Below are 18,130 nucleotides of genomic sequence, written 5' to 3'. Positions count from 1 at the left end.
GGCCCCGCCGATCGGGCGCGGGGCCGCGATCTGGAGGCGGTCAGTCGGCGACGACGAGCGCCTGGGGCGCGGCGGCCTTCATCCGGGTGCGTAGCCACTTGAGCTGGATGGCCGTCTCACCCTCGCAGCGTCGTACGAGCGCGAGCAGGTCCTCGTCGCGCGCGCCGTAGGCGGCCTGGCCGACGACGGTCCAGGCGATGTCGCACTCGGCGGCCATCAGGTAGAGGTCCTGGAGGTCACGCAGCAGGCCGATGCCGCCGGTGCGGGTGCCGGTGAACAGCTGCGAGTGCAGCCGGTCGGGTTCGGTCGGGGCGTCCTCGGCGTAGCGGGCGGCGAACGGGCGTAGGCCTTCGGCGTGCGCGTCGCAGCGCTTCGCCTGTCGCTCACACAGGTGGCGGATGTCGGGTTCCTCGGCGTGCGCGTCGGCGACCTGCCGGAACGCGTCGGCGAGGTTGACCTGGGCGCGGTGCAGCAGGCCGAGGTAGTGGGCGAGGTGCACGGTTCACTCCTTCCCGCTGGTGGCCCGCGCCGCCGGTCCACCCGCGGTCGGGGGGATGCCGGCGTCCGGGGGTGGCGCGCTGCCGCCGACCGTCGGCGCCGGTGCGGGTACGCCGCCGCCGTCGGCGAGCTTCTCGACCGCGACGGCGGCCACCTTGAAGAGGGGCTGCTTGGAGACCGGATCCCAGGCGGTGACGGTCAGCTCGTTGGCGGCGCGGGGTGTGCGCTCGTGCGGGTCCTGGTCGAAGTAGCCGTAGTGGAACGGCAGGAACACCACGCCGGGGCGGATGCCGCAGAGGCGGGCGCGGGCCTGGATGCCGCCGCGCGCCGAGGCGACCCCGACCAGGTCGCCCTCGGCGATGCCGAGCCGGGCCGCGTCGGCCGGGTTGAGCTCCACCCACACGTCCGGCGTGGCCTGGTCGAGTTGTGGGGCCCGGCCGGTCTTGGTGCGGGTGTGGAACTGGTAGACGGTGCGGCCGGTGGTCAGCAGCATCGGATGGTCCTCGTCGGGTACCTCGGGGGAGGGCTGGTAGTCGATGGTGTGCAGGAACGCCCGCCCGCCCGGCTCCTTGGCGCGGTACTCCGGCTCGGTGAACTCGGCGCCCGTGGCGAGGTCGTGGCCGTACGTCTCGCAGTGGTCGGGGTCGGTGTGGAAGCGCCCGTCGGTGTAGAGGCGCTCGGTGCCGTCGGGGTGCTCGTCGGTGCAGGGCCACTGGACGCCGGAGCCGCCGCGCAGCTTGGCGTAGGTGATGCCGGTGTAGTCGCAGGGCCGCCCCCGCGAGCACTCCTTCCACGCCTCGAACACCTCCTCCGGCCCGGTCCACCGGATCAGCGGTTGCCCGTCGCGGTCCCGGAAGTCCATCCGCCGGGCGTAGTCGAGGAAGATGTCCAGGTCGGGGCGGGCCTCGCCCGGTGGGTCGACGGCCTTGTCGGAGATGTGCACGGTGCGGTCGACGCTGGTGAACGTGCCGGTCTTCTCGCCCCAGGTGGCACCGGGCAGCACCACGTCGGCCAGTTCGGCGGTCTCGGTCAGGAACAGGTCCTGCACCACCACGAACAGTTCCGGCTTCGCCAGGACGCGCCGGACGCGCGACAGGTCGGGCAGGGACACCGCCGGGTTGGTGGCGCTGATCCACAGCAGCTTGATCGAGCCCTGCTCGGCGTACCGGAAGATCTGCATGGCGTGCGTCGGGGGCGCCCAGTGCGGGATGACGTCGACGTCGACGTTCCAGAGCCGGGCCAGCTCCTCGATGTGCGCGGTGTTCTCCCAGTTGCGCAGGCCCGGCAGGTCCCCGTCGGCGCCGGTCTCCCGGGTGTTCTGCGCGGTGGGCTGGCCGTTCATCTGGTAGATCCCGGCGCCGGGCCGGCCGATCATGCCCCGGATCAGGTGCAGGTTGTTGACGCCGCAGGCGGCGGCGGTGGCCTGGTTGGACTGGTAGAAGCCCTGCAACACCGTCGACAGCAGCCGCTGGGATGCGCCGAGCAGCTCGGCGGCGCGCTCCACGTCGGCGGCCGGCACGTCGCAGATGTCGGCTACCCGCCGGGGCGGGTAGCCGTCGACGATCCGGCGCAGCTCCTCGAAGCCGAGCGTGTGCGCCTCGACGTAGTCCCGGTCGTACCAGCCGCGCCGGATGATCTCCCGGAGCAGGCCGTTCATCAGCGCCACGTTCGTGCCGCTACGCACGGCGAGATGCAGGTCGGCCTCCCGCGCCACCGGGGTGGCGCGCGGGTCGACCGCCAGCATCGCCGGCGGGTTGGGGCCAAGCCGCCGGTCCAGCATCCGCATCCAGAGCACCGTCTGGGTCTCGGCGACGTTGTGCCCCCACAGGGCCACCGCGTCGCAGTGGTCCACGTCGGTGTACGAGCCGGGCTGCCCGTCGGTGCCGAAGCTCGCCTTCAGCGCGGCGGCGGCGGTGGCGGTGCAGAGCCGGGTGTTGCCGTCCATGTGCGGGGTGCCCAGCCCGGCCTTGCCGATCACGCCCAGCGCGTAGTACTCCTCCAGGAACAGCTGGCCGGTGGTGTAGAAGCCGAAGTGTCCCCACCCGCCCGGACCGTCGAGCAGTTCCTTCGACCGGGCCACGATCCGGCCCATCGCGGTGTCCCAGTCCGTCTCGACCAGCCGGCCGCCCTCGCGCACCAGCGGCCGGGTCAGCCGGTCGGGGCTGTGGTTGGCCTGCCAGCCGTACAGGTCCTTGGGGCCGAGCCGGCCCCGGTTGATCCGGTCCACCGCCCGGCCCCGAACCCCGACGATCCGGCCGTCGGCGACCGCGATGTCCAGCGCGTCGCCGTTGGAGTGCAGCACCGACGCCGACTGCACCCACCGGTCCACGTCCGCCTCGGTCAGGTCGCCGTCGAGGAACCGGTCCACCCGCACCGGCCACTCCTGCCCCGGCCCGTACGGGGTCCGTTCACCCCACGGGTCGGCGATCCGGTCCACCACGACGCGCTCCCTCCGAATCCAGGTCGTCACACCTGTCCCCGCCGTCACCGCGGGTCGTCGACTCGACCCTCCCAGCATGTGGCGATACCCCGGACCGCCACGCCGAAGCGGACCGACAGCACCGGTTCGGGTGTCCGTACCGGCCGCCTCGGTCGGTCGTCCCCGCAGTCGGCGCTCATGGCCGCACGGTGAACCGACGCGAGGAAGGAACCAGCGCCGCGGCGGCGGGCGCGGCGAAGCACACCACGGCACACCCGGCGAGGACGCCGGCCGCGCCGAACCGATCGATCGCGGGAGCGATGAGCGCCAGACCGACAGGCGCGAGTCCGTAGGACAGGAGGAAGTCCAGCGACGACACCCGGGCGAGCTTCGTCGGCTCGACCTCGCGCTGCGTGGCGGTGAACCACGGGACGTTGAACAGCTCGATGCCGAGTCCGGCGAGCACGTAGGCGGAGACGACCAGCACAGGATTCACCGGCAGGAGCAGGCTGAGCGGTACGAGCCCGTACAGGGCGAGCCCGGCCAGGGCGGTCCAGCCCTGTGCCGGCGGGCGCCACCGCCCGATCACCACGGCGCCGGCGAGCGCGCCGAGGGTGTACGCGGTCATGGCGGCGGCAAGCACGGCCTCGGTGCCGTAGCGGTCACGGCTGACCAGTGGCAGGACCACCCCGGTGGCCGAGTATCCGGTGGCGATGACCGCGGTCAGCGCGGCCAGGCCCGCGAGGAACCAGGGATGACGGCGTGCCTCGCGCACGCCGTCGGCGAACTCGGCCAGGATTCCGGGACTGGCGACGGGCCTGTCGGGTCGGCCGGTCCCGGCGGGTGGGATCAGGGCGGCGACCAGCCACAGGCCACCGACGCCGAGCAGGAGCATCGGAACGGAGACGACCAGGGCCAGCAGCGCGGTCAGACTCGGGGCGACGAGGGTCGTGACCCGCACGGCGAGGGTGATCGCGGCGTTGGCCTGCTGCCGTTGTGGCTCGGCCACCACCTCGGCGGTCAGCGCCTGGAAGGCGGGCCGGCACGCACCCTGTCCCGCACCCATCACGGTCGCCGCCACGGCCGTCAGGGCGAGCGACCGGCCCATGCCGAACGCCATCACCGGGGCGGCGAGGGCGCCCAGCAGGCCCGACCACAGCACCACCCGCCGACGCGAGTGCCGGTCGGCGAGCACTCCGCCGATCGGGACGGCGACGAGGAAACCCACGGTCCGTACGGCCAGCAGCACCCCCAGTTCGATGGCGGTCAGCGACCGGTCGAGCACCGCCAACCCGAGGATGAACGGCAGGGCCCACGTGGCCATGCCCGAGGCCGTCGTACCCGTCCACAGCCGGACGAAGGACGTGCTCCGCAGCATCGAGTTCGGCTCCGGGCGGGTCTGCACGGTGTCGTCAAGCATGTGCATCGATTCCTCGACCTTGACCTGACAATGATTGTCATTATAGTAACGGTCGCGGTTCGTCTCGTCCCGGCGGTCGACAGCTGCCGCAGCCGACCGACGTTTCTCCAGCACGCCGCACCGACCGCAGCCCGCCCGCTGACCCGAGGGAGGACCATGAACATCAGCCTGGCCGACCTGCCACCGGTACTGCCCGCCGACCACGTCGTCGCCATCAACCAGCCCAGAGCCGACCTGCACACCCACCGCGACTACGCCTGGAACGGCATGGCCTTCGACCTGCCGCCCGGCGTGTTCCACCCCGGCGGGACCAGCCGAATGCTGCACCAGCGGCTCCTCGACGGCGACATCGAGACCCGTGGCCGCGTCTACGCCGCGATGGGCGTCGGCGTCGGCGTCGAGGCCGTAGCCGCCGGGCTACGGGGTGCGCACACCGCCTACGCGCTCGACGTGCACCCCGCCAGCGTGCGGGCCACCGCCCGGCACTACCGCACCCACGTCGGCGAACGACCCGACACCCGCTTCGTCCCGCTGGTGTCCGACCTGTTCGACGCGCTGCCCGACGGCACCCGGCTCGACGTCGTGACCTTCAACCCGCCCGCCGTCAGCCAGCCGGTCAGCGACAACCCCGACGTCGTACGCAACGTCTGCGTCGGCGCGTCCCTGGTCACCAGATTCCTCGACCAGCTCGTCGACCGCGATCTGCTGGCCGAACACGGCGAGGTGTTCCTGATCCTGTCCAACACCGCCGACCTGCACGCCATCATCGGCCATGCCATCCGGGGCGGCTTCGCCACGACGATCCACCACCGCCACGACTGGCACGACGGCGTCGTCACGTTCCTGTTCCGCCTCACCCGCGACCAGCGATGACGGCCCTGACCGGCCTGGTGACGGCGGTCCTCGACGGCCAGCACGGCCCCGACCCCGCATCCCTCGTGGCCACCAGCGTCTTCTGGGTGCACCACGGCACCCGCCTCGCCGGCGGGAACACCACCTACCGCAACCAGTACGTGCTCGCCCGCGTCGGCACCGCCATCGGCGCGTGCGCCTTCGCCGCCGGCGACGTGGACCCGACCGTGTGTCTGGAGTACTCCGGCGCGCCCGTCGCCCACCTGCTCACCGACGCACCGCCCGCGGTGCGGGTGGCGACTCTCGACGCGTACCTGGCTCACGTCCGTCCCCACCGGGACTCCGACGCCGAGCCCGTCGTGCTGCCCGCCGGCACCCCGGAGACGCGGGCGCGGGCGCGCGACGCCGCGGTCGCCGGACTCCTCGACGTCAAGCCCGGCGCGAAGGTCGCGCTGATCGGCGTGGTCAACCCGCTCGTGGCCGCCATCCGTGAACGCGGCGCCGAGTGCCTGCCCTGCGACCTCACCCTGCGGACCACCCAGTGGGGGGACCCCGTCACCCCCGACATGCGCGACGTCCTCCACGTCGCCGACGCCGTCGTCGCCACCGGTATGACCATCGGCAACGGCACCTTCGACGAGATCCTGCGCACCTGTCACGACCGGGACGTCCCGCTGATCGTCTACGCCCAGACCGCCAGCGCGGTGGCCCGACACTTCCTCGGCGCAGGCGTCACCGCCCTGTCGGCGGAGCCGTTCCCGTTCTCACAGTTCAGCGCTGATCGGACCGTGCTGTACCGGTACCACGCCCAGTCCTGACCATTCTGAGGGGAAGACGTGGACGAGCACATCAGCGAGACACTCAGCAGGCCGGCCCTGATCCGCCTGGACGACCGCACCACCTGCGTGCGCTTCGAAACCATGAAGATGGCGTCCGCCCTCGCCGCGGTACGCCATCTGCTGCACCGGGGAGTGATCACACCCGGGGACACCCTCGTCGACAGCTCCAGCGGCATCTACGCCCACGCGCTGGCGTTGGCCTGTCACCGCCACGGCCTGCGATGCCACATCGTCGCATCCACCACCGTTGACATCACGCTGCGCACCCAGCTGGAGATCCTCGGCGCCACCGTGGAACCCATGCCACCGACCGTCAACCTGAAGCTGGACCAGGACCGCCGGGTCGCGCGGGTCCAGGAGATCCTGCGTGCGAAGCCGCGCCACCACTGGATGCGCCAGTACCACGACGACATTCACTACCTGGGCTATCGCCCGATCGCCACACTGATCCGACGGGAACTCGATGAGCAGCCCTTGACGATCGTCGGTGGCGTCGGCACCGGGGCCTCGACCGGTGCCCTGGCCACCTACCTTCGCGATGCCACCCTCGACGTGTCCCTCGTCGGCGTCCAGCCGTTCGACAGCGTCACCTTCGGCAGCGACCACGTTCGCGACCCCGAGATCATCATCGCGGGCATCGGCAGCGCCATCCCCTTCGCCAACGTCCGCCACACTCTCTACGACACCCTGCACTGGATCGGCTTCGACGCCGCACTGGCCGGCAGTATCGCCCTGCTACGCGAACACGCCGTCTTCGCCGGCCTGTCGACGGGCGCTGCCTACCTGGCCGCACGCTTCGAGCGACGTGCGGACTCCCGGCGGCACGTCGTACTACTGGCCCCCGACACCGGCCACCGCTACGTCGACGCCGCCTACATCCGACACGCCCAGGCCCTCACCGCACACGACCTGCAACCCCACCAGATCACCGAACTGGCCGACATGAAGCTGCCGTGGTCGCGCATGGACTGGAACGCCGCCCCGGCGCCCACGGCCGCAGCAACCGACCCGGCCCTTCAATCGGCATCCTGAGGGGCGCACGCCACGGGACGACGATGGTGGCGTCGGGCGGTGGCCCCCGCCTGTCGGCGGGGGCCACCGCCTTTCGCCGGATCGCGAGCCGGCCCGCGTCACGTGCGCTGATCTGCGGGATCCACGGTCAGGACCGCAGGTCCCGCAGGTACGCGGCGAACTTCTCCAGCCCGTCCACGTTGCGAGGGCTGCTGATGCCCTCGTTGTAGTCGAGGATGAAGAAGCGGTCGTTGACCACCGCTGGCAGATTCTTCGTCTTGGGTGAGGTCTTGAGGAACTTGATCTTCTGCGCGGCCGGTTGATCCTGGTAGTCGAGAATGATGATCACCTCCGGTCGGGCCTGGACGACCGCTTCCCAGCCGACCTGCGTCCAACGGCCGTCGAGGTCGGCGAAGATGTTCCGGCCACCCGCGAAGGAGATGATGTCGTTCGGCGGCACCTGCCGGCCGGCCGTGAACGGCTGGTCGGTGCCCGAGTCGTAGAGGAACACCGGGGTCCGGGTGCTCGGTGCCTGAGCCCTGACCGCCTCGACCCGTCGCTTCATGTCGGCCACCACTGTGGCGGCCCGCTGTTGCACACCGAAAATCTGGCCGAGTCGCTCCAGGTCGTTGTAGAGGCCGTCGAACGGGGCGTGCCGCTCGGGGTGGTTCGGATAGTTGAAACAGGACTCGGCGTGCATGAAGCTCTGGATGCCCAGCCCGTCGAGGATCTCCGGAGAGGTGCCGCGCTTGTCGCTGAGCCCGGAGTTCCAGCCGGCGACGACGAAGTCGGCCCTGGCCTCCACCAGGAGTTCCCGGTTGAGTAGGTCATCGCTGAGGAACTTCACCTTGGCGTACTCGGCGGCCCACGGGGACTCGGTCACCGGCGGATTGGCCGGTGGCATCACGTATCCGTGGACGTGCTCGGTGAGGCCGAGGGCGAACATCTTGTCGGCGCTACCGCCCTCGTAGACGACGGTGCGTCGCGGGGTGGTGTATTCCACCGGTTCGCCGCACCGGTTGACGGTGACCTTCTGCACCCCGCTCCCGCTCGGTTCGACCTCGGCGCCACAACCGGCGAGCAGCGCCGTGGCGGTCAACGACGCCAACGTGGTACGGAACGCGGTTCGCCGTCGGGAGACGGTCCCGTTCATCTGCGGATTCCTTTCGAAGATATTGCTGGACTCAGGGAATAGAGCAGTTGTGGATCACCGGTCAGCGGGTGCGTCACGACGCTGACCACGACGCCGAACACCTCGCGGATCAGCTCGGCGGTCAGGACCTCGGCGGGAGTTCCGGTGGCGACGAGCCGGCCTCCGGACAGCACGCCGAGCCGGTCGCAGGCCGCTGCGGCGAGGTTCAGGTCGTGCAGCACGACGAGGACGGTGAGCCCTGAGCCGCGCAACAGGGACAGCAGCTCGATCTGGTGCCGGACGTCCAAGTGGTTGGTCGGCTCGTCGAGCACCAGGACCTGCGGCTCCTGCACGAGGGCGCGGGCGACGAACACCCGTTGCCGCTCACCGCCCGACAGCGCGAGCATCCCCCGGTCGGCCAGGTGCAGCACGTCGAGCTGTGCCATGGCCCATCGACACAGGCCCCGCTCCCGCTCGCTGAGCGGCTGGTTGCCGCGCAGGTGCGGGGCACGACCGAGAGCCACCGTCTCGGCGACGGTGAAGTCGAGGTCCGTGCCGCCGTCCTGGGTGAGCGCGGCGACCGACCGCGCGCTGCGGCGCAGCTTCAGGGTGGACAGGTCGTCGGAGCCGAGCCACACCACGCCGCGGCTTGGCCGCAGCGCCCGGTAGACGCAGCGCAACGCGGTCGACTTGCCGGATCCGTTCGGTCCGATCAGTCCGACGATCCGACCGTCCGGCACGTCGAGCGACAGGTCCCGGACGATGACGTTCCCGTCGATCTCCACCGTGACGCCGCCGAGTCGAAGATCCATCACCGGCCGCCGAACAGGTAGCCACGGCGGCGCATCAGCGCGAGGAACACCGGTACGCCGATCAGAGCGGTGATCACGCCCAGTGGCAGCTCCCGGGGAGCCACCAGGGTGCGGGAGACCAGGTCGACCCAGACCATGAACACGGCACCGGCCAGCGGCGCGACGACCAGCACCCGGTGGTGCGAGGCGCCGACCACGATCCGGACCAGGTGCGGCAACACCAGGCCGACGAACGCGACCGCTCCGCTGACCGCCACCATCGCACCGGTGACCAGTGAGGTGATGACGAACAGTCGCCGACGTGCCCGGGTCGTGTCGACGCCCAGGCTGAGGGACGCCTCGTCGCCGAAGGTCAGCACGTCGAGGGTGCGGCTGTGCCGGTGCAGGACGACCCCTCCGACGAGGACGGTGGCCGCGGCGACCGGCAGGCCGCCCCAGGTAGCTGCGCCGAAGCTGCCCATGGACCAGAACAGCATGGTGGCGGTCGCCTCGCTGTCCGGTGTGAAATAGATGATCACCGCCATCAGTGCCTGGAAGCCGAACGACATGACCACACCGGTCAGCACGAGGCGCAGAGGCGTGATGCCGGTGCGGCTGTACGCGGCCAGGTAGACCAGCGCCGCGGCGGCCATCGCGCCGAGGAAGGCGCCGGCGGAGACCGCGTAGATGCCGAGCGCGCCGAGTCCGCCGGCGACCGTGACCGAGACGGCGCCGACCGAGGCGCCGGAGGAGACCCCGAGCACATACGGATCGGCCAGGGCGTTGCGCACCAGGGACTGGATCGCCACACCGACCGCGGACAGGCCCGCCCCGACGATCGCCGCGAGCAACACCCGTGGCGTGCGGATCTGCCAGATGATCTGGTACGTGGTCACCTCGTCGGCATGGATACGGCCGCCGGTGAGCGCGGCCCAGAGGTACCGGGCCGTCTCGCCGGGCGGGATGGCGACCGGTCCGAGGCCGATCACCACCACGAGCGAGACGGCCAGCAGGACCAGCAGGGTGGCCACGGTGCCACCCGTTCGCAGTGACGGACGAGGGGCGCTCGCGGCAGGGGCGTCCGGGTCGACCACGAGGTCGACGGCCGTGGAGGGCGTCACGTCGAATCACTCTCCTGGTAACGAAATCCATTGTCAAATGCGTATCGTGGCACGTGACCTGGGCGATGAAGCCGTACCGCCGGGTCGTGCCTCGACGGGTCGGTACCGGGGGTGGATTCCGGGCTTCATGCGGGTCGTGCTCCTCCGGTGTCGGTGTCGGTGTCGGTCGGCTCCGCCACGCCGAGGGGGAAGCAGCCGGCGAACGGGTCGTGGTAGGTCCGCCAGACCTCCTCGCCGTCGGCGAGTTCGGCGTCGGTCAGCAGGCAGTCGGCGAGGGTGCGGTGCAGCTCGACGGGATCGACGTCGAGGCCGATGAAGACCAGGTGCTGGTGCCGGTCGCCGTAGTAGGGGTCCCACTCCAGGGCGGCGGCGAGCCGGCGCTGATCGCAGACGTGCTCCCAGCCGGGTTCGGGCAGGCTCACCAGCCAGTGCCCGAGGGATCCCATCGCCAGGCCGCCGCCGGCGAACTCCCAGGCCACGACGGTGTCGGGTTGGCTGGCGAGCCAGAGGTGGCCCCGGGAGCGGATCACCTCGGCGTTGACGTCCTCCAGGACGTCGTGCAGTCGCCGCGGGTGGAACGGGCGGCGGGCGCGGAAGACGGCGGAGACGACCCCGCAGTCGGCCTCCGGCTCGTGCGTGCCCAGCGCGAAGCCCTGTAGGCCCCGGGCGAGGACGCCGGGGGTCTCCGGCCGGTGCCGGTGGGTGTGGCGCAGTTGGCGGGTGAGCGCGTCGGCGTCGACGAGATCGCCGTCGACCCGGAAGTGTGCCGCCCACGGCGCCATCCGCTGGAGCAGGACCGCGATCCTGCCGGTGTCGAACTCTCCCTCCCGGGACCGCCCCCAGAGCACCAGGGTGTCGGCGTACTCGATCTGCCGGACCACGACGTCGGCGAGACCGCGGTGGTCGTCCTCGGCGGCCTGGATGCCGAGCGTGGCGAGGTCGTCGGTGCTGGCCAGGCCGTCGAGCAGGTGCTCGGCGTCGAGGACGGTGACGTAGGAGTCGACCTGGATGAGGTCGGTGACCGGTGTGCCGTCGACGAGGTGGTGGGCGCAGGCGGCGGCGACCGCCTCGGGTTCCACCACCTCGGGCAGCAACAGCACCAGGTCCTGGCCGGGGTTGTCCCGGGTGAGCCGGACGAGGGTGGGCAGCACGTCCTCCCGCAGCGTGCAGGAGGCGCAGCCGTGCGCCAGGGCGATCCGCTCGTCCTCGACGATGCCGGTGCCGGTGCGGACCACCCGGCGAACGACGCCGTCGCGGATGCCGGCGAGGTCGTGTCGCACCAGTAGCAGCGACGGGTCGGCGGCGAGCAGCGTACGGGCGACGGCGAAGGTCGCCGCCGGCCAGAACCCGGACAGCACGGTCAGCGACGGGCGGATGCCGGCGTCGGCTGTCTCGACGCGGATCGGGGCCTGCGGGGACGACGTCATCATGTTCCTCTCGGCTTAATGAAAACGATTGTCATTCTAAGCAGGTGGCGGCTGCTGGCGCGAGTCGCGACCCGGCGTGGATCCGCCCGGACGGATGATGTAGAAATGAAAACCGTTGTCATTGCGATGCATCACCTGAGCAAGGAGCGATCACTGTGTCCAGACGTTGTGACGTCACCGGCGCGCGGCCGAGTTTCGGCAACGCCGTGTCCCACTCCCACCGACGCACCCGCCGCCGTTGGAACCCGAACCTGCAGAACCACCGCTACTGGCTGCCGTCGGAGCGACGGTGGGTCGGCCTGACCCTGACGGCCAAGGCACTGAAGACCGTCGACCGCAAGGGCATCGAGCGCGTGGTCGCCGAACTGCGCGGCCGGGGAGTGCGGCTCTGATGGCCCGGCAGACCGACGTACGCCCGATCGTCCGGCTGCGCAGCACCGCCGGCACCGGCTACACGTACGTGACCCGCAAGAACCGCCGCAACGACCCGGACCGGCTGGTGCTGCGCAAGTACGACCCGGTCGTACGCCGGCACGTCGAGTTCCGCGAGGCGCGCTGATGGCCCGCAAGAGCCTCGGCCGTCGGCAGGCGCGCCGCGAGACCCTCGTCGCCCGGCACGCCGAGGCGCGGGACGAGCTGAAGCGGGCGGTCAGCCACCCGGACACCGACCCGGACGTACGAGCCGACGCGGCACGCCGACTCAACCGCCTGCCCCGGGACTCCAGCCCCGTACGACTGCGCTCCCGCGACCAGATCGACGGCCGCCCGCGCGGTGTGCTGTCCCGGTTCGGACTGTCCCGGGTGCGGTTCCGCGAGCTGGCCCTGCGCGGTGAGCTGCCCGGGGTGCGCAAGGCGTCGTGGTGACGTCACCGCACCCCGCCCGCGACGGGGGAGGCGCGGTGGCGCTCGGTCGCATCAGCCTGCGGGCGCAGCGCCGGTCTTCACTACTGGCCGATCCTGCGGGAAGCTTGACCGGCGCGCCAGGATTGCGCCAGACACGAGGCGGAGGTGCGCGTGCGGTTCGAGGTACTGGGCCCGGTGCGGGTGTGCACGCCGGACGGCGAGGCGGCCCTGGCGCCGAAACCACGGGCACTGCTCGCCGTGCTGCTCGCCGCAGGCGGCCGGTCGGTCACGAGCGAGCGACTGCTGGCCGAGCTGTGGCCGGCGGGCGTCCCGTCGACGGCCATGGCGACGTTGCAGATGCACGCCTCGGCGCTTCGCAAGGTGGTGGGCGACCGGTTGCGCACCACCTCCGGCGGCTATCGGCTCGACCTGACCGACGCCACCCTCGACGCCGCCGAGTTCGAGCAGACGGGGGCGCTCGGGCTGTGGCGTGGCGACGCGTACGACGGGGTGCGGGCCGGACACTCCGTGGCAGCGGCGGCCGCCCGGCTCGCCGAGCTGCGGCTCTCGGCCCGGCTCGACTGGGCGCGGCGGGCACTGGCGGAAGGCCGGCACCTCGCGGCGGCCACCGAGCTGGCCGGTTGGGTCGCCGAACAGCCCACCGCCGAGGGGCTCGTCCGACGGGACTCACCCGGGGTGGCCGCCGGGGGCATGCTCGCGCCCCCGGGCGACGACGTCCTCGTCTTCGCCCAGACGGTCGAGGTGGGCGGGCGGGACCGGACCGTCGAGTTCTCCGTCCTCGCCGCCGGCGACGGGATCGAGGTCGCCACGGACATCGACTGCACCGCGTTGCTGCGGGGACGGGCCGAGGAGGTGGCCGTCGTCCGCGCCGTGGACGGCCTGGTGCTCGAGCACGCCGCACAGGCTGTCCGGATCCACGAGCTGCTGCTGCACAGGTGGTACGAGGTCAGTTCGGCGTCCCACCGGGCGTCGCTCGAAGCGCTCCAGCGATGGCTGACGACTCAGGACCCAGCGGGCGACTACTGGCAACTGCTCGTACGGCCAGGTGAGCGGGCAGCGGGTGAGTCTGCCTGAGTGGCGGTGAGGCCGGCGACGATCAACGGGAGCCACCCGGCGGCCGGACCGGAAACGTGGCCGGTACGGCGGTGCCGGGGACGCCCGGCCCGTCGCCGGGCGGGACCGGTCGGCAGGTGAGGTAGGCGTCCAGGGCGGCGGCGCCGGTCAGCATGGCGCGACTGCGGGCAGCGAGGCGGGCGCGCCAGTCGCGCAGCATCGACCCGAGCGGCGCGACGCCCCCGGCGGAGCGGACCTGGGCGATCAGCGGAGCGATCTGCGCCAGCAGGTAGCCACCCCGCCTGAGCTGGTGGGCCAGCCGGGCGTCGCGCACGTCGGCGGCACTGTAGACCCGGTAGCCCGTCTGCGGGTCGCGGCACGGCTGGAGCACGCCCGCGCGTTCCCACTTCCGGAGGGTGGCCGGGCGGATGCCGAGCCTTCTCGACAGGGGACCGACGAACGTGTTGCTCCGTCCCTGCGGCACCGGATCGAGGTCGCCGACAGCGGCTTCGGCGGCCTGGAGGGTGCGGCGGTCGTCGAGGAGCTGTGCGTGACTCTCGTCGACGAGCCGGAGGGCGTCCTCGGTCGCGCCCCGGTTGACCGCCTGCATGATCGACGTGGCCGTCGCATGCCCGTGTCCGGGCACGAGGGCGAGGAACGCGCGCAGTGCCTGCGCGTGCAGCGCGGTGTAGGTGCGGTAGCCGTGCGGGGTGCGGTGCGCGGCCGGGAGGATGCCGGCCGCCTCGTAGTTCCTGACCGCCTGCGTCGACAGGCCGTGCGCGCGCGCCAGGTCGACCGGCCTGAGCCTGCCACTGCTTTGAGGGTTTGGCGTCATCACTCTGCTGACATCGGGGAGAAGTTTGCACCGTCGGTTCAACGATACCGTTGAGGGTATGACCGCTGGTATCGCAGACGCCGCCCGTGCCGTCGACCCCGCTGCCGTCCTGGGGTTGCTCCCGGGCAGGCCGCGGCTGCTCGCACTGGGCGAGCCCACCCACGGCGAGGACGCCCTGCTCGACCTGCGGAACGAGCTCTTCCGGCAACTCGTCGAGCGGGAGCACTACCGGACGATCGCGATCGAGAGCGACTGCGTGATGGGGCTGGTCGTGGACGACCACGTCACCTCGGGCACCGGCCTCCTCGACGACGTAATGGAGCGCGGGTTCAGCCACGGGTGGGGCGCCTTCGCCGCCAACCGTGAGCTGGTGCGCTGGATGCGCGCGTACAACGACGGGCGGCCCCCGGCGGAGCAGGTGCGGTTCGCCGGGTTCGACGGCCCGCTGGAGATCACCGGCGCCGCGAGCCCCCGGCAGGCCCTCACCGCACTCCACGCCTACCTCACCGCCCGGGTCGACGCCGACCTGCTTCCCTGCGCGGCGGAGACGCTCGACCGACTGCTCGGCGCCGACGACCGGTGGACCAGTCCCGCCGCGATGATGGACCCCTCCCGGTCCGTGGGGCGCACGCCCGACGCCGGCCGGCTGCGGCTGCTCGCCGACGACCTGGTGGCCCTGCTCGACACGCAGACGCCACAGCTGATCGAGGCGTCCACAACGGAGGAGTGGCACCGGGCTCGCCTGTACGGGCGTACCGCCGTCGGCCTGCTGCGTTACCACCACGCGATGGCCGACCCGTCGCCGAGCCGCATGGCGCGGTTGCTCGGCGTGCGGGATTCGATGATGGCCGCCAACCTGCTCGCCATCGCCGGACGCGGGCCGGCACTGGTGAACGCCCACAACGGCCACCTCCAGCGCAACAAGAGCAGCATGCGGATGGGCGGACTGCCGGTGCAGTGGTGGAGCGCCGGCGCGATCGTCGGCGCCCACCTGGGCGAGGAGTACGCCTTCCTCGCCACGGCCGTCGGCACGATCCGCCACCAGGGAGTCGACGCCCCGCCGCCGGACACCGTGGAAGGGCTGCTGTACGCGCTGCCGGCGGAGCGTCACCTCGTCGACGCCCGCCGACTGGCCAGCGCCCTCGCCGGCATGACGCCCGCCGCCCGGGTGTCGCCCTGGTTCGGCTACGCCCCGCTCGACCCGGCCCACGTGGCCGACACCGACGGGATCCTGTTCGTCAGGGACGCCGGGCGGGGCCAGGCTCCGCAAGCGTCCAGCAACGACTGACCGGGCACTGGTCCGGGCCTGCCGCCGGGGCGGCGCCTGAACCGGCCGGAGCGGCGCCGGGGGACGGCGCCGCCCCTGCCGGTTCAGGCGATCGCGCAGGTGGCGCCGTTGAGGGTGAACGAGGCGGGCCGTCCCGTGTCGCCGGTGTGGGTGGCCTGGAAGCCGACGCTGACCGACGTGCCGGGCGCGATGGTGGCGTTGTAGGAGACGTTGCGGGCGGTGACCGCGCCGCTGGTCGGGGCGTACGTCGCGTTCCAGCCGTTGGTGATGCTCTGGCCGGCGGGCAGCGTGAAGGCCAGCGACCAGCCGTTCACCGTCGTGGTGCCGGTGTTGGTGACGGTGACCGAGGCGGTCAGGCCGGCGTTCCAGGCGTTGACGGTGTAGCCCACCCGGCAGGCGCCCGGCGAGGGCGGGGGAGTGCTGGGCGGCGGGCTCGTCGGCGGCGGGGTGGTGGGCGGCGGCGTGGTCGGCGGCGGCGTGGTGGGCGGCGCGGCGGTGTCGAGGCCGAAGAAGCGGATCGCCTGCGCGGCGTCGACCGGCAGGTTGTGCGACACCCCCTGCATGCTGATCGCCTCGACCGGCGCCCGGTCGCCGCTGCCGCCGTAGCGGGTGCGGGTGTAGCCGGCCTGCGGGCTATCGGTGTACGTCGGCGTCTGGCTCAGCCCGTGCACGTCGGTCCACTGCTTGATCTGCTCGCCGAAGTTCGGGTAGCGCAGCACCTCGTCGTTCGTCCCGTGCCACGTCTGCATCCGGGGCCGGCGCCCGGTGTATCCCGGGTAGGCGTTGCGGACCAGGTCTCCCCACTGCTGTGGGGTACGGACGACCTGGCCGTTGGCGCACTCGCTGTTCCACTCGGAGCCGTTGGTCGTGGCGAAGCAGCCGAAGGGGACCCCGGAGAACGCCGCCCCGGCGCTGAACACGTCGGGGTAGAGCCCGAGCAGGACGTTCGTCATCATCGCGCCGGACGAGATACCGGTGGCGAAGATCCGGTCGGGGTCGACGGCGTAGCGCTGCCGGACGTGGTCGACCATCGACTTGATGCCCACCGGGTCGCTGCCGCCGTCGCGGCGCAGCGCCTGCGGGGAGGAGACGTCGAAGCACTGGCTGCTGCGGGTCACCGACGGGTAGACGACGATGTAGCCGTACCGGTCGGCGAGCGCCGCGTACTGGGTGTTGGCGTACATGGCGGGGCCGGTGCCGGTGCAGTAGTGCACCGCGACCAGCAGCCCCGGCCGGGGCGCGACGGAGTCCGGCACGTACAGGTACATGCGCAGGTTGCTCGGGTTGGGGCCGAAGCTCGTCACCTCGGTCAGGGTCGCGGCGGATGCCGGCGGGGCGACTGCCACCGCCGCCAGGGCGGTCAGCGTGGCGGCGGCCAGGGCGGCGCCGAGCACTCGGAGTCTGGTCCTCATGGATGGTTCCTCTTCCACAGACGGTGGACAGGGCGGGGTTCCGATCGAGGGCTGCCCGGCTGCCCGATCACGTCCGGCTCAGGAACATCGACGAGTATCTATTAATAAGAAGGGTCCCGCAAGTGCCGGCCGCCCCGCCCCTCGCGCCGTCACCTGGTCAGGCGCTTCTCGAACCAGTGGTGGGCGTACGGCTCGGCGTTGTACGCCTCGATCTCGCGGTAGCCGGCCGCCCGGTACATCGCGATCGCCTCGGTGAGGTTGCGGTTCGTGTCCAGCCGGACGGCGCTCCAGCCCCGCTCGGCGGCGTGGCGTTCCAACTCGCTCAGCATCCGCCGCCCGAGCCCGAGCCCGCGTACGGCGTCCGCCACCCAGACCCGCTTGATCTCGGCGGGCGCGTCCCGGTGGAGCTTCACCGCGCCGCAGCCGACCGGCTCGGCGTTGAGGGTGGCGAGCAGGAACACTCCGGCCGGGGGAACGAGTTCCTCGTCGTGGACCGGGTTGCTCCGGGCCGGGTCGAACCCGCCGTCGAAGCGCCGCGCCACCTCCCGGGCGTAGGCCCGTACGCAGGCGCGGGCCCGCGGGTCGCCGGGCGGGCAGGGCGCGATCAGCACCATCGACGCGACGAGCAGCCGTTCCACCTCGGCCATCGCCGCGACGAGCCGCTCGCGGCGTCGCCCGGTCAGCGGGGCGAGGATCGACCGGGCGAAGTCGTCGGAGCGCTCGTCGAGCTCGGTCCACTCGGCACGGCCGGCGGCGGTGAGCGTGGCGACCCGGACCCGTCTGTCCCCGCCCACCTGGTCGGACGGCCCGACGGTGACGAGCCCGTCGCCCTCCAGGGCGCGCAGGAGGCGGCTGAGGTGCCCCGAGTCCAGCCCGAGCCGGGACCGCAGCGCCGCGACCTCGGCGCCGCCGGGGCCGATCTCCCACAGCAGGCGGGCCTGGGCGAGGGGGCGGGCGCGCGCCATGTACTCGTCGTCGAGCGCCCCCACCCGCTGGGTCACCGTCCGGTTGAACCGCCGCACGGCGGCGATCGACTCCGCTTCCATGAAACCTGACCTTAGTCAGCGATGCCTGGTCCGCGCCAGCGCCGCCCCGGCGGGCGGGTGCGGTCGCGTCCGCCGTACCGCCGCCGCCCGGGGCCGTCGCCCGGCGGCCCCGGGCGGCGCGG

General features: G+C 72.1%; 18 protein-coding genes. 8 read left to right on the top strand and 10 right to left on the bottom strand.

Features of this window, described 5'->3' with window-relative positions; translation table 11 throughout:
* Positions 1–40 precede the first annotated feature (40 nt).
* From ACGFNF_RS19635 to ACGFNF_RS19625, 3 genes are all read right to left on the bottom strand, one after another.
* Entirely contained in the window at positions 41–499 is a 459-nt protein-coding gene (locus ACGFNF_RS19635; RefSeq protein WP_357577137.1) for a hypothetical protein, read from the bottom strand.
* A gap of 3 nt (positions 500–502) precedes the next feature.
* Entirely contained in the window at positions 503–2,938 is a 2,436-nt protein-coding gene (locus ACGFNF_RS19630) for a molybdopterin oxidoreductase family protein (protein ID WP_393169594.1), read from the bottom strand.
* Positions 2,939–3,113: 175 nt separating this feature from the next.
* Positions 3,114–4,337: an MFS transporter gene (locus ACGFNF_RS19625; protein ID WP_393169592.1), complete on the bottom strand. Its 1,224-nt coding sequence runs from the start codon at positions 4,335–4,337 to the stop codon at positions 3,114–3,116.
* Between the two features lie 156 nt (positions 4,338–4,493).
* Between ACGFNF_RS19625 and ACGFNF_RS19620 the strand changes: the two genes are divergently transcribed.
* The 3 genes from ACGFNF_RS19620 to ACGFNF_RS19610 are packed head-to-tail and all read left to right on the top strand — an operon-like array spanning position 4,494 to position 7,060.
* Entirely contained in the window at positions 4,494–5,210 is a 717-nt protein-coding gene (locus tag ACGFNF_RS19620; protein WP_393169590.1) for a hypothetical protein, read from the top strand.
* On the top strand, positions 5,207–6,007 hold the full coding sequence (locus ACGFNF_RS19615) for a Rossmann-like domain-containing protein (protein WP_393169588.1): 801 nt from the start codon (positions 5,207–5,209) through the stop codon (positions 6,005–6,007). The genes ACGFNF_RS19620 and ACGFNF_RS19615 overlap by 4 nt, the downstream gene beginning before the upstream one ends.
* An 18-nt stretch (positions 6,008–6,025) precedes the next feature.
* Positions 6,026–7,060, top strand: a complete 1,035-nt coding sequence (locus tag ACGFNF_RS19610; protein ID WP_393169586.1) for a pyridoxal-phosphate dependent enzyme — start codon at positions 6,026–6,028, stop codon at positions 7,058–7,060.
* A 127-nt stretch (positions 7,061–7,187) separates the two neighbouring features.
* Here ACGFNF_RS19610 and ACGFNF_RS19605 read toward each other — a convergent pair whose 3' ends face one another.
* From ACGFNF_RS19605 to ACGFNF_RS19590, 4 genes are all read right to left on the bottom strand, one after another.
* Positions 7,188–8,192, bottom strand: a complete 1,005-nt coding sequence (locus ACGFNF_RS19605) for an ABC transporter substrate-binding protein (protein ID WP_393169584.1) — start codon at positions 8,190–8,192, stop codon at positions 7,188–7,190.
* A complete protein-coding gene (locus tag ACGFNF_RS19600; protein ID WP_393169582.1) occupies positions 8,189–8,983 on the bottom strand; it encodes an ABC transporter ATP-binding protein in 795 nt (264 codons plus the stop codon). Before ACGFNF_RS19600 ends, ACGFNF_RS19605 begins: the two co-directional genes overlap by 4 nt.
* Positions 8,983–10,083: a FecCD family ABC transporter permease gene (locus ACGFNF_RS19595; protein ID WP_393169580.1), complete on the bottom strand. Its 1,101-nt coding sequence runs from the start codon at positions 10,081–10,083 to the stop codon at positions 8,983–8,985. Before ACGFNF_RS19595 ends, ACGFNF_RS19600 begins: the two co-directional genes overlap by 1 nt.
* 125 nt (positions 10,084–10,208) lie before the next feature.
* A complete protein-coding gene (locus tag ACGFNF_RS19590; protein WP_393169578.1) occupies positions 10,209–11,510 on the bottom strand; it encodes a CobW family GTP-binding protein in 1,302 nt (433 codons plus the stop codon).
* A gap of 155 nt (positions 11,511–11,665) precedes the next feature.
* On the opposite strand from ACGFNF_RS19590, the gene rpmB reads away from it, so the two are divergent.
* The 4 genes from rpmB (at position 11,666) to ACGFNF_RS19570 (ending at position 13,448) form a co-directional block, all read left to right on the top strand.
* Entirely contained in the window at positions 11,666–11,902 is a 237-nt protein-coding gene (gene rpmB, locus ACGFNF_RS19585) for a 50S ribosomal protein L28 (protein WP_311412304.1), read from the top strand.
* A complete protein-coding gene (gene rpmG / locus ACGFNF_RS19580; RefSeq protein WP_013287204.1) occupies positions 11,902–12,069 on the top strand; it encodes a 50S ribosomal protein L33 in 168 nt (55 codons plus the stop codon). Before rpmB ends, rpmG begins: the two co-directional genes overlap by 1 nt.
* Complete coding sequence (rpsN, locus tag ACGFNF_RS19575) at positions 12,069–12,374, top strand: 30S ribosomal protein S14 (protein ID WP_357577131.1); 306 nt, start codon at positions 12,069–12,071, stop codon at positions 12,372–12,374. The genes rpmG and rpsN overlap by 1 nt, the downstream gene beginning before the upstream one ends.
* A 150-nt stretch (positions 12,375–12,524) precedes the next feature.
* The gene (locus ACGFNF_RS19570; protein WP_393169575.1) at positions 12,525–13,448 is read left to right on the top strand and encodes a BTAD domain-containing putative transcriptional regulator; all 924 of its coding nucleotides are present in this window, start codon (positions 12,525–12,527) and stop codon (positions 13,446–13,448) included.
* Between the two features lie 22 nt (positions 13,449–13,470).
* Here the strand turns inward: ACGFNF_RS19570 and ACGFNF_RS19565 are convergent, their stop codons facing one another.
* On the bottom strand, positions 13,471–14,262 hold the full coding sequence (locus ACGFNF_RS19565; RefSeq protein ID WP_393169573.1) for a TioE family transcriptional regulator: 792 nt from the start codon (positions 14,260–14,262) through the stop codon (positions 13,471–13,473).
* A 58-nt stretch (positions 14,263–14,320) separates the two neighbouring features.
* On the opposite strand from ACGFNF_RS19565, the gene ACGFNF_RS19560 reads away from it, so the two are divergent.
* Positions 14,321–15,550, top strand: a complete 1,230-nt coding sequence (locus ACGFNF_RS19560; RefSeq protein ID WP_393169571.1) for an erythromycin esterase family protein — start codon at positions 14,321–14,323, stop codon at positions 15,548–15,550.
* A gap of 83 nt (positions 15,551–15,633) precedes the next feature.
* Here the strand turns inward: ACGFNF_RS19560 and ACGFNF_RS19555 are convergent, their stop codons facing one another.
* Together ACGFNF_RS19555 and ACGFNF_RS19550 are read right to left on the bottom strand one after the other, a co-directional pair.
* On the bottom strand, positions 15,634–16,962 hold the full coding sequence (locus tag ACGFNF_RS19555; RefSeq protein ID WP_393169569.1) for a PHB depolymerase family esterase: 1,329 nt from the start codon (positions 16,960–16,962) through the stop codon (positions 15,634–15,636).
* A 149-nt stretch (positions 16,963–17,111) separates the two neighbouring features.
* Positions 17,112–18,008: a GNAT family N-acetyltransferase gene (locus ACGFNF_RS19550; protein WP_393169567.1), complete on the bottom strand. Its 897-nt coding sequence runs from the start codon at positions 18,006–18,008 to the stop codon at positions 17,112–17,114.
* Positions 18,009–18,130 lie beyond the last annotated feature (122 nt).

Source organism: Micromonospora sp. NPDC048868 (assembly GCF_043198195.1).
GTDB classification, from domain to species: Bacteria; Actinomycetota; Actinomycetes; order Mycobacteriales; family Micromonosporaceae; genus Micromonospora; species Micromonospora reichwaldensis.
The sequence above is the reverse complement of the archived record's forward strand: the minus strand, read 5'-3'. Positions and strand labels throughout refer to the sequence as shown.